The 11,349-nt window shown below is 56.6% G+C and carries 9 protein-coding genes and 1 tRNA gene; 5 read left to right on the forward strand and 5 right to left on the reverse strand.

Annotated features, from left to right (window positions below; genetic code table 11):
* Positions 1-19: 19 nt before the first annotated feature.
* Together LAP85_22880 and LAP85_22885 are read right to left on the reverse strand one after the other, a co-directional pair.
* On the reverse strand, positions 20-1,000 hold the full coding sequence (locus LAP85_22880; GenBank protein MBZ5499254.1) for a 4-hydroxy-3-methylbut-2-enyl diphosphate reductase: 981 nt from the start codon (positions 998-1,000) through the stop codon (positions 20-22).
* 79 nt (positions 1,001-1,079) lie between these two features.
* Complete coding sequence (locus LAP85_22885; GenBank protein MBZ5499255.1) at positions 1,080-2,006, reverse strand: DMT family transporter; 927 nt, start codon at positions 2,004-2,006, stop codon at positions 1,080-1,082.
* A 243-nt stretch (positions 2,007-2,249) separates the two neighbouring features.
* On the opposite strand from LAP85_22885, the gene LAP85_22890 reads away from it, so the two are divergent.
* Together LAP85_22890 and LAP85_22895 are read left to right on the forward strand one after the other, a co-directional pair.
* A tRNA-Glu gene (locus LAP85_22890) sits at positions 2,250-2,325 on the forward strand.
* Positions 2,326-2,404: 79 nt separating this feature from the next.
* Positions 2,405-3,217, forward strand: coding sequence for a hypothetical protein (locus tag LAP85_22895; GenBank protein MBZ5499256.1), 813 nt, complete (start codon positions 2,405-2,407; stop codon positions 3,215-3,217).
* Here LAP85_22895 and LAP85_22900 read toward each other — a convergent pair.
* The 3 genes from LAP85_22900 to LAP85_22910 all read right to left on the reverse strand — a co-directional run bounded on the left by LAP85_22900 (position 3,142) and on the right by LAP85_22910 (position 4,832).
* A complete protein-coding gene (locus tag LAP85_22900; protein MBZ5499257.1) occupies positions 3,142-3,417 on the reverse strand; it encodes a tyrosine-type recombinase/integrase in 276 nt (91 codons plus the stop codon). The two genes, LAP85_22895 and LAP85_22900, sit on opposite strands and share 76 nt — an antisense overlap.
* A 33-nt stretch (positions 3,418-3,450) precedes the next feature.
* Positions 3,451-4,533 (reverse strand): DUF3854 domain-containing protein, encoded by a 1,083-nt coding sequence (locus tag LAP85_22905; protein MBZ5499258.1) that lies wholly within the window; start codon positions 4,531-4,533, stop codon positions 3,451-3,453.
* Positions 4,534-4,622: 89 nt separating this feature from the next.
* A complete protein-coding gene (locus LAP85_22910; GenBank protein MBZ5499259.1) occupies positions 4,623-4,832 on the reverse strand; it encodes a helix-turn-helix domain-containing protein in 210 nt (69 codons plus the stop codon).
* Between the two features lie 485 nt (positions 4,833-5,317).
* On the opposite strand from LAP85_22910, the gene LAP85_22915 reads away from it, so the two are divergent.
* The 3 genes from LAP85_22915 (at position 5,318) to LAP85_22925 (ending at position 11,199) form a co-directional block, all read left to right on the forward strand.
* Positions 5,318-5,545 carry a helix-turn-helix transcriptional regulator gene (locus LAP85_22915; GenBank protein ID MBZ5499260.1) on the forward strand — a complete coding sequence of 76 codons (228 nt, stop codon included), beginning with the start codon at positions 5,318-5,320 and terminating at the stop codon, positions 5,543-5,545.
* Entirely contained in the window at positions 5,520-5,957 is a 438-nt protein-coding gene (locus tag LAP85_22920) for a hypothetical protein (protein MBZ5499261.1), read from the forward strand. Before LAP85_22915 ends, LAP85_22920 begins: the two co-directional genes overlap by 26 nt.
* A gap of 154 nt (positions 5,958-6,111) precedes the next feature.
* Positions 6,112-11,199, forward strand: coding sequence for a hypothetical protein (locus LAP85_22925; GenBank protein ID MBZ5499262.1), 5,088 nt, complete (start codon positions 6,112-6,114; stop codon positions 11,197-11,199).
* Positions 11,200-11,349 lie beyond the last annotated feature (150 nt).

An 11,349-nucleotide genomic window follows, 5' to 3' on the forward strand; every position in this document is an offset into this window, starting at 1 on the left:
GACCCGCCCACACGGCCATTCATCCGGGCACCCTCTCCGGGCGTGCCAGCTCGGGCGGCAGTGCGAACTCCACATCTTCGCTGATACTGCCCACGATCTCGACCTCAGGGTAACCGACTGCGCTCAAATAACGCAGCACTCTTTCGACGAGCCCTTCGGGCGCAGAGGCTCCCGCCGTCAGGCCGACGCTGCGAATTCCCGTGAGCCAGCCGGGCCGGATGCTTTCGATATCGTCGATGAGATAAGCGGGCGCTCCCTGGCTCTGAGCTACTTCGACCAGGCGACGGGAGTTGGAGCTGTTGGCGGAACCCACAACCAGAATGACCTCCGCCTTCTTTGCCAACTCGAGCACAGCCGCCTGTCGGTTTTGGGTCGCATAGCAGATATCTTCGGATGACGGGCCGTGGATCTTGGGAAATCTGTGTCTCAGCCGCTCGATAATGTGCCTGGTGTCATCCAGGCTCAATGTGGTCTGGGTCAGGTAAGCCACCATGTCGGGGTCCGGCACCTCCAGGCTATCCACTTCCTCGGCAGAAGCGAGGACTCTGATGGAGCCCGGAGCTTCGCCGAGTGTGCCGATGACTTCATCATGATCCGCGTGGCCAATCAGGATAATGGTGTAGCCTTCACGGGCATATTTGATCGCTTCCAGGTGCACTTTGGTCACAAGCGGGCAGGTGGCGTCGATGACTTTCAGCTGGCGTCGCTGTGCCTCCGCTCTTACCTCGGGAGAGACCCCGTGGGCGCTGAAAATAACGCGGTTTCCGGGCGGAACCTCCTCGAGGTGATCTATGAAAATCGTACCCTTCTGCCTCAACTCGTTGACGACATATTTGTTGTGGACTATCTCGCGTCTGACGTAAAGAGGCAGGCCGAAGCGTGCCAGGGCAAGGTTCACGATATCGATCGCCCTGACCACTCCCGCACAAAATCCGCGCGGGAATGCCAGCAACACTTTTCCCTGCAGACCGTTACTCTCACTCATGTCGCCCCAAATCATATTCTCAGGTTTTCGCTATGGCAAGGCCTTTTACCCTTACCCCGTGCCGTAGATGTCGGTCTTCAGGATTCTGCAATTTCTAGGAGCGAATAAGCTTAGGGCCCGCCGTTGCGTTCTGTTCGCGCGCGTGCATACAGGCCAGGACAGTTACCGAAGCAATCAGGACGATGGAGCCCAAAAGCTGAATACCCGACAGCCGGACATCAAGGATCATCCAGTTCACGGCCACAGCCGTGACCGGGAAAGCCAGTTCACAGATCGAGGCAATCGAGGCAATGGTCGACTGCAGTCCTTTGTAATAGATCAGCAGCGCGGCCAGACCGGGGATCAGTGCCATCCCGACGACACCGGAAACTGAGGAAAGACCGGACGGGAGTCCGCGTTGCATGCCAGGTTGCAGGTAGTAGAGGATTACGAGCGCGGGGAGGGCAAAGAGAAAACGCAGCGCCGTCAAAAATGGCGTTGAGATCTTCGACACTACGCAACGGCCGCAAACTGTTGCACTCCCCCAGAGCGCGGCGGCGGCGATCGCGCTCAGAACAATCGCCGGGTGGCCGGGGTTCAGCGGGAGGCCCGTATGCCAATCCGGAGTCGACATCAGATATGCGCCGGCTATGGCGGCGGCAAAGCATGGCCAGAACCATCGCGCCGGGCGTTCCCCCAGAAATATCCGTGCCAGCAGCACCGTGAACAGGGGTTGCGTCTTTTGCAGGAGGATGACCACGCTCGGGTTGCCGTATTTCACTGCAAGTGTGAACAAGCTTGTGGCCGCGACCGACCCGCCGAGCGCGATGAAGAGCAGCGCTGCGTAATCGCGTCCGCTGAGATGGAGAAACTCACTGCGGAATCTGAGTACGACGGGAAGCATCACCAGGGAGAGGACGCAGTGCTCCAGCAGCACGATCGTCAGCGGAGACAACACGCCCGTCAGCGGACGGCGGAACAAAGCATCCGTGCCCCAGAGCGCCGCCCCTAAGATCACTAGCAGTGCCGAATATCTCTTCAACCGACAACCCCGCTGCCAGCGCTGATGCTAGCACGGAATTGTCGGCAACCAGAAACCTTAGCCACCGCCGACATCGGTCCTGCGTGAGGAGAAGCGCGAGGACAAGCTCCGCGATCTCAGCGCCATTTGCGCAGAAATTTCTTGGATACAGGCAGGGTGTGCAGCTTCGGAATCGCAGAAAGAGCAGGCACTTCCGGTTGACGCATCGCGGCCTGGTTTGGTAGTATGCGCCAGTTCCGCAGAGGCGCTATCGTCTAGGGGACTAGGACGGGTGGTTCTCAGCCATCAAACCAGGGTTCGAATCCCTGTAGCGCTACCAGGACTTACAGGTTTTCCCAAAATCGCGGGTGTGGAAATGGGTGGGGAATTTTCCAAGGTTTCTGCGGACACGTGCTCCCATGACTGACAAATTCCACGAGAGATTCAATATCGAGGTACCAATTGAAGAGGCAAGGCGGCGCTTTGTGAATAGAGTGCATAATTCAATAGCTGAGCAAGGCTGGGTTGGGAACATAGTGGGGTGGGAGAAGGCCTGCCGAGGCGCTGCGAACAAGTTAGGCGAACTGTTTTCGATAAATGAGCATTTTCACAATCGGACTCTCTCTAAGCTGACGAACCATGAGTTCAACCGGACGCTCCAGGCGATCGAGGGAATAAGAGCGGTCGCGGGAAATCAGGCCTATCTCATAGATGAACAAGTAATTAACCTGCTAAGTGAAAGCGAACTCGATTTGAACCTTGCTTGGGTAAACGGCGCTTTCCTCCCAATCGGGGCTCGGCTTTTAGATGAAAAGTTAGTGAACGATTCGCTTGCATGGCTCAGGGAGCAACGTTATCAGACCGTGCTCTTACCATTCGAAAAGGCGCTTAGCCACCTGCTCGGGTCCCGTTCGGATCCGAGGCTGTTGGCGGATGTGGTTACTGATGCCTTTGACGCTCTGGAATCCCTATCGAATGTTATTGCCGGAAATGACAAGGGCCTGGACGCCAATCGAGAGCTGTTTTTAAGCAAGGTGAACGCCTCTGATGAATATAAAGTATTTCTGCGATGGTATTGTGAATATGCCCATGAGTTCCGGCATGGAACCAGGACCTCAAAGCCATCGATAAGCTATGCTGAGGCCGAATCGTTTGTCTATCTGGCCGGCATTTTCATACGATTAGCAATCTCCACGACTTCGCCCGCATCGGCCGTCGTTGTGAAACCCTGAGACAGTTTTTCAATCGCCTCCGCCTTGTGCCCTTCGCTGATGTTCGAATAGCGCTGAACCATTGCCAGACTCGCCCATCGGCCCAACTCCTGAATCGTTCGCAGGTCCACGCCTGCCATTGCCAGGCGGCTGGCGAAAGTATGGCGGCAGACATGCGGAGAAATCCCCGTAAGACCGGCCCGCTTGGCAGCGATCCTCAAGATATTCTGAATCGAAAGGTAGTGACTGTCGAGCTACTCGACTGCAACTGTGAGCTCGGTCTGGGCCGATTCGAGCGCGCTTCTCAGCATGCGCTGGTTCAGGCTGGCACGCGCAAAGCCCTCTGCGCCTTCATTCTTCGCCTCGACAGCCTGGCGCAGGAATTCGAGCATGGCGAGCTTCGCGTGCTTCTCGGCAAGGCCTTCCTCGTCCACTGCCCACCGGTGACCGTCCCACACGAGCCACTTCCTGAGTTTGTGGCAGTACCTCAGGTCGTCGCCGTAGAGGGATGCAATCCTCCGGGCGTTGCCATAGTCGTTGTGCATGAGCCCGATCAGGTCCGGCGAAAACTCCTTAGCCCCGGCAATCAGATGCAGCAGCGCTTCTGGTCCGCCATCCGGATGCGCCAGGAAATCGTCTGCGCCGGTTTTGTCGAGTCCCGGGAGGTCGCGGAGGTCCACGATCAGCATGCGGGCGCCGCGGGATTTCAGTTCCAATGCAAGGTTGCGCTCGGCCGCGCGCACGGACTCGTTTCGGTGCTTGTCGCTATCGAAGACGATGTACGCTGAGCGCTCCTGCCAGGGAATCCGCGCAAGGTCGGGGATAGGTCCTTTGACGGCCCGCCGCACGCCGTCGGGGCCGGGTTCGCGCCCCACCGTCCCTCGCCAGTTCCACACTCCACTGATCGCGACCGGAAGGAAACGCGGCCTGCCAATTTCCGAAGTCGCCAGCCTCCAGAGTGCGAGCGCTTTCTTCGCCCCTTCGCAAATGATGATCGGGAGACTCACCTCCGCCAGCATCCCGGCTGTCACGCCTGGCGGGACATAGAGCAGATTTGCACGCCCGGGCGGCGCCAGGTATTTCGTCTTTTCACGAAACGTACCGTCCGCCTTGGCTTCCAGTTCCGGATGGTCGACGCGGAGCATGAACTCGCGTGGTGCCGGGTCGCCGGGCCAGATGTTTGGAAAGCTGATTCCGGCGTAGTCTCCGGATCCGTTCCTGCCGACAAGCGCGGCACCCTCAGCAGATGTGACCCTTGCCAGGCCGGCAGCCAGGGCGAGTTCGGGAGTGATGTAGCTTTTCTCGAGAGCCAGGAGGTCGGCTCTGGTGAGATTCATGCGCCGCAATCCATCAGGCAAGAGACCGAGAATTTGTATCCAGAATTCATGAGCAGATTGTCCTGCGAAGAAGGCGGATCTTCCCGTGCTTACGACCCGCCACGCCTCGCTTCGACGTTTTGGAGAGCCGCGTCTTTGGAACAACCGGGTAGCGACTGGAAGAACTCTTCGATCTCCTTCCTGACAAAGACCAACCGGCCGCCCCAGCGCCGATGAGGAAGCAGCATCCTCGCCGCCCGGGCACGAATCACCTTCTCAGTCACTCCCAGCAACTCCGCTGCGCCAGCCACGTCCAGCACGGCCCCAGCCAGGCGGCGCCTGCCCGTCCTGATTCCAGCGTGCTTGCGTGGTCGGGATTTCGATGAGTACGTCTCAGTAGGAGAGGCTGTTGATTCAAGCAGCAAGGCATTCACAGGGTTGAATGAAGACGATTAGATTGCTGATCCGGGCACCGCCTCCACAGGGTTGCGGGACGTGTTTTCAGATTACGCAGATAGAGCTTCGCCAATCACCAGCTGGTTGATTTTGGAGCCCGCTCGCGCCAAGTTGAAAGAGTGATCAGGAATTGATCATCGGGCGCGCTCGCATGGCCCGTCCACCCCTAAGAACAAATCATGTGCTGCAAACTCAAGGTAGTTGCTCTCTGGGAAAAATGTCAAGTCGATTTTTCACCAATTTTTCACCCAATTCGTTACGCCCAAAGAACATTATTGTGATCATTATGTAATATATTATTGACATTTTAGCCAAATTAGCTTACATGAGACTTACGAGAGGGGCGGCAATGGAAATCAACATGCGGCTCAAGTTGGCGCGAGTTGAGAAGGGATTTTCTCAACAGGATTTAGCCGACAGAGTTCAGGCTTCGCGACAAACCGTAGGCTTGATTGAAAAGAAAAAATTTAATCCATCGCTGGGGCTGTGCATCCGAATTGCGAAGGTATTGGGCAGGACTTTGGACCAGCTGTTTTGGGAGGAAGAAAAGGATGAAAGGTCCGGGGCTTCGAGTTGACGAGCGCAACCTTGCCATTACGCGAAAGATTTGCACGGGACTTTACCTCCTGACAATTGCCGCGCTCTGGCTTGACGTCTGCTGGCGGCAGTTTGTGCTGAATCAGCCGCTCAGCCAGTTTCTCGACCTGGCTGCGCTGATGACCATAAATGTACTCTTGGTCCTCGGGGCCATCCTTTACTATGGCGGTGTAACGGTGCCCAAAATGAGCGCGTCGGCGGTTGCGGTGCTTTATCTCGTATGCGTTGCGGTTGGTACGGCATTCACTGTTTATAAATATCATCTCAGTTCGGCTGACGAGATTCTCTGGAGGCTTGTTCTTGTCGCCGCGATTACCGGCCTGGTGGTCGTGCTATACGTAATCGCCGCCTACATAGGTAATAGAAAAACGGAGCGGGAAATCGGAGAGTAGATCGATGAAATCCAATTGGCGTCATTCCAAAAGTGCAGAATCACCATATAGATCAAGCCGTCGAGCATACTGTTCATATGTCAAGTTGTAGGAGACGGGCAAGATGCGCACTATTCCAATTTGGTGCCTCGTTTTGGTGTTTGGATATAATATTTTGGCGACTGCCGGCGGCTTACGGCAAACTGTATCTGTTTCCGGCCAGACGGAGACAATCCTCAAAGAGGTAAAGGATGTCAAGAGTCTCGTGGAAGCGACTCGAAAGATCCAGAGATCGGGGGACGCTGCAACTGTCGACCTCATCAGGCTCATGACATCGGAGGAATATGGACCGGCTGCTTGCGCCGTGCTCGAAAAAATAGGACGTAGCATCGTTGCTCGGTTGATCGGGGTAATGGCATCCGCCGACACCGTGCGGGCTGCAAAGGCCGCTGAGATCCTTGGAGGAATCGACGACCCGCGAAAATTCGGCCCCCTGTTCATGGCGCTGCGGAATGAGCAGTTGGCTTCGTCTGCGGTTGAAGCAATTGCCCGTTCCAAGTGGCCAGAAGCCTTGTGGACGCCGCCGCGGACTGAAGAAGTCATCAGTCTATTGAGAAACGAATCAAGCTATCTTGCGCTGGAGGCGGCAGGTCTTCTTGTGCGGATAGATCAACCGCTTGCTGCCGCATACCTTGTCGACGAAGTCAACGACCCGGTCTCGCCACTGCAGGAAGTCAGTACAGATGTTTCCAAATTGCTTCGTAACATGGCTCATGCGGATGGATTGAAGCTGGCCGACCTTTTGATGGCATCCAGATCAGAGTCCATATCCGGCGGTGCTGTAAATAGCATCGCGCTTGAGAACAGACTGCGGCTCGACAGCAATCTTCCTGCGCACGAAGGGCCTGCGGCTTTGTTCAAGCTGGACGGCATGTCCGGCTATGGCACGCGGGAGGCTGTATCGGCACTGACACAGCGCATTGCCGCCGTTGGAGCGTATGAAGCCATACCCTTGCTTCATGCACGCTCGGACCGGCTGCTGGGCCAGGGGGAATCGCCGACCGCTGAGGCGCTGGCAATGGCAATGCTCTCCCCATCCCGGATACGCAGCACAGTAATAGAGATGATCGCAGGCACAGGCCGGCGGAGCCCGCTCGAGCTTCTCTTGCAGGTGCAGGAACCTGATGCACCCGCAGTGCTTGCAGGCCAGCTCAAGATACCCAAGGATCCCGAGGACTGGTTCGGTGTGGCCCAGACGCTGGGAAAGATCTTAGTAAATAAACCGGCTGCTGAAATCAAGGGTCTTCTTGAGGCGGCGCATGTTCAGGAGGAGCGCATCGCCGCCGTGATCGGCGCAAGCCAGGAAGTCGGCGCGTCTCAAAAGGGACATCCGTCGCGGTTCCCCCTCGGGGTGCCGCAAAATTACTTTATGCTGAGCGTCGGTCCGGATCCCAATGCGGAGGTCGATCCTGAGCAGGTTTGGTTGTTGCAGGACAGGCTCATAACTTCCAACGCCGTACTGGACGCATTTGCCAAAAACAATCAGGTTGCTGTCCGTCTTTTGGATTCCGCGACCCCCATAAATGAACGCGCCTGGGGACTGCTCAGGGTCAATACTGCCGAAACCACGGGCACTCTCCGTTCTCTCATGGATCACCCGAGTCTGTACCAGCCGCTGATTATTCGAGAACTGGGATTGCGGCGTGACCGCAAATCCGTGTCGGGATTGACAAAGCTGCTTGCCTCGGAAAGCGCCGTTCTCAGTGCCGCGGCAGCCCGCGCGCTCGCCGAGATTTCCGCGCCGGAGGCTCTCCCCTCCTTGAGAAGCGAGCTGAGCCGCAAGGAGCACTTCGCCAAGCGCGACATCCTGGAGGCAATCCTGCGAATGGAAGGAGACAGCGCCGCTCCAGATCTATATAAGGCCTCGGCAAACTGGGGGAGCGTTGCGCGGCATTACCTCTATTATCGTTTGGCCGCGAGCGGATCTGAAGGCGAGCACATTGTCCTGAACGAGTTTGCGAAAGCCATACCTAATGGCGATGAGGCCATTTTCGCCATGAAAGCTCTGATGGCGAGCCATCGTCTCAGCGCGGCACAGGGCCTTGCCCGGATTCTGCTGCAGAATCATGATCGTTTCAAAGGCGAAGGAAACGGAACGTCGATCAGAGTAAATCTGGTTCCTGTCCTGGCAGAAAAATTCCAGGTGCCTGAAATGGTCGATCTAATTGCGGACCTTGCAGCGAGTTCTGAATTCGAGGCATGGATTGCGGAGGGGCTGAAGCGCGGGCCATCGGAAATCGGAGACAAGATTGTGGTGGCAGCATTGGGCAAAGGGGCCGGACCTTCCAGATTTGAGGATTATCTTCAGAAAAGGCCCATTCCCGGTCTCGGGCAGCAGATCAAAGCTACCTATATCGCACACGAAAGGAAGTCGTGGGACCTGAGGACGCTCATTCAAACGGGATCCGCTGAAGGTCTGCAGGTTGTCCGTGATCTGCTTGCCGAGAGCGGGCAGGACAAGGACGTTCGCGCCCGTGTCTACCGCGATGTCATCGATGCTTTGTATAAGACGCCCGGTCAGGAAGGCTGGGACCTTCTCCCTGATTTGTACGACCGCCTTCCCGAAACCGACAGGCTCGACAGTATCAATAGAATTCCACACAGCAAAGCGCATCCGGCCGTTGTGCAATACCTAACGGCACTGCTCGGCCAACAGCCGGTGGAGACAAAGGACTTCAGATCGCGTCCTGTTACAGTCGATCTTGCCTCTGCTGCTTCCGTCGCCCTGGAACGCCTCGACGCCGGCAGCGCTATTGGGCAACTTCTCGCGCATTGGGACCGGCCCGGCATTCGTGTGGGTTCGGTAATGCTGGTGGGGCGGCACGGGGATGCCCATGCAGCCGGAAAACTGATCGAGATGATTCGAGGGCGCGACTTCGCCGCATGGCGGCGCCTCGACATTGCCCTCGCTGAGATTGCACGGCGTGATTCCAAAGTGCTTCTCGAAATGTCAAGCGACACCGATATTGAGGTGCGACGCAAGGCCGCTGCTGCCGCCGGCCTGATTTCGGGAGCCGAAGCCGACCGGGTACTCCTCAGCCTAGCTCGCGATACCAATCCCTCCGTCCGATCGGAAGCCGTCGCCTTCATGGCTCGCGGTCCGGCTTCCTCGTTCGGCGCAGCAATCGTGAATGCTTTGAAGGACGAGGATCTGCTGGTTCGGGAGGAAGCCGCCGTCGCCTCCGGCGCGCTTGGGATCGCGGAGGCCATCCCGGCATTGAGGATCGAATTACTTGCATCCGAGCGGGGTCGCCCAGGTGTGATATCTCCCCCCGAGGCGTCTTTGCCCCTTCAAGCCGCTGCCGCGTATGCTTTGCAGGCGATAGGCGGCCACGCCGCTGAGACCGCGCTGATCGAGGCCCTTGTGCAATCAAAGGCCCCGCATGTAATTCTGCAGCTGGGTGCTATGAAGTCGGCAGCTGCAGTTCCGGTGCTGGGAAAACTCGTTGGCGGATCCGATCTCCAGAAACGGCAGGCGGCGATCCAAGCTCTCGGCTGGATCGCGACGGACGCAGCCGCCACCACAGTCTGGCATTCGTATGTCGGATCGCAAAAGTATGTGGACCGCTTTGGCAAGACCGCATCCACGCAGAAAACCAGAACTGCTCCGCAACCACCGGATAGCAGCAAACAAATCGAACAAGTCACTAAAGTATTGAAAAGGCCATCAGTTCACTTCGGCGCTGAAAAATTAAGATTTTCTACGGATAGTGCTGTCACAGCGGATGAAGGGAAGAAGGCTTTAAGAGCTTTCGATTTCTCATACCGTCGCGCACCCGATGCCGACTATATAACCTGGTCAAGTTTTGCAGGCCGGAATGACGCGTTTCAGGAGTCCTGGAACCTGTTCGTTTCCCGTTCTGAAGACGGCGGCATATCGTGGGAACCACCGGAGAAGCTCCTGAACCGGCAAGGGCGGTTCAGTCATTATCAGTTGATCATGGACTCAAGGGGACAGAAGCACCTGGTCACGGCTTACGGACGGACATTGTTCTCGGGCACGTGGGATGCGCGTGGCAAATACTCCGAGCGCAAGATAGAGGCTGGAACCCGGAGCAGCGAGATAATGACGTTCAATATTCTTCAGCGCCACGACGGAACGTATCTGCTGTTTGCTGCGGTCGGCACACCGGCCCCGAACGACAGCCTGCGAGACATGAGCCAGCTTGTGATGCTTTCGTCTCGCGATCTCGAAACCTGGTCCGCACCTGCTGTAATTGCTCCTGTCGAGGAAGGAATGGGCTTTTTTACAGTCGACGCCATTCCTGCCATAGAAATAGCCGATGGCAGCATCATTGTCGGCGTAGGAAAGAAACTTTTTCATTCGACGAATTTCCCTGGACAGTGGGAGACGGTCTGGGAGGGCGGAAAGGACATGGCCGGTTGGCTCGATGCTGTGACATGTCTGCTCGCTGGGAAGGACGGCCGCGTTTTTCTCGGATATCGCGCGTCACGATTTGGTTATGGGGATCTGTACCTAATCTGGAGTGACGATTTGAAAGTATGGAGCAATTCCTTGTTTACCGATATTCATGACTCCATGGGAGATGCAACCGGCCCAGCCTACGGCCCTCAATTTCTATTGCAGGATGCAGCCGGCGCCCTGACTGTGGTTTATTATCTTAGTAGCGAAACATATAAGGATGCCGGGATCGAACCGGAAACCGTGGTCCGCTCATTGCTGAACATCGAAGCGCTGCGCCGCGACAGCGACGTTGATGGGTTGACAGATGCAATAGAAGAACGCCTTCTGACCGATCCAACAAACGCGGACACCGACGGAGACGGCATCGGAGACGCGATTGACCTGAATCCCCTTTCCCCTCCGGGAATCGTCGGCGATAAAGACCGGATTCGCCAGGCGGCTTTAGAGAGGCTCAATTACTGGCACGAGCAGAAGCCAGACATGTCAGTGCCAGCGCAGCTGATGATAATTGTCACTGATGGTGATCAGCGGCAGGAATTCAAAGGCTATCCCGGAATAGTCTTGAACCTCTCGGCGAAAGAGCGGGAGGAATTCTGGCAGCGGTTTGGCAGGCTTGGCATATACACCCAAGAAATCATTATTGTCGATTATCAGGAAGGTGGAACCAATGCCGTGGTCCATACATTCACAGGCCATGAGGCATTCTTGATGACTCTGACGCGCCTGGGAAATGTCTGGGTGGTAACTAAAGTTCAATCGACCTTCCGCGTGTATTAATAGGCCTCCTTCTATGGTGTACCCCAAAAACTGGACAGGTGATTAAGGTGTAAAATCGCTGCCGCCTCGGAGGAGCGAGCGATGAAAAGAGAGCGGAAGCGGTATGATGGGACACTCAAGGCCAAGGTAGCGGTGGAAGCGATCAAAGGC

Source organism: Terriglobia bacterium, assembly GCA_020072565.1.
Taxonomy (GTDB): domain Bacteria; phylum Acidobacteriota; class UBA6911; order UBA6911; family UBA6911; genus JAFNAG01.

Excerpts from the sequence above, each read along its gene's own strand:
- LAP85_22880 (MBZ5499254.1), bottom strand. The coding sequence starts at position 1,000 with ATGATTTGGGGCGACATGAGTGAGAGTAACGGTCTGCAGGGAAAAGTG.
- LAP85_22895 (MBZ5499256.1), top strand. The coding sequence starts at position 2,405 with ATGACTGACAAATTCCACGAGAGATTCAATATCGAGGTACCAATTGAA.
- LAP85_22905 (MBZ5499258.1), bottom strand. The coding sequence starts at position 4,533 with ATGAATCTCACCAGAGCCGACCTCCTGGCTCTCGAGAAAAGCTACATC.
- LAP85_22915 (MBZ5499260.1), top strand. The coding sequence starts at position 5,318 with ATGGAAATCAACATGCGGCTCAAGTTGGCGCGAGTTGAGAAGGGATTT.
- LAP85_22920 (MBZ5499261.1), top strand. The coding sequence starts at position 5,520 with ATGAAAGGTCCGGGGCTTCGAGTTGACGAGCGCAACCTTGCCATTACG.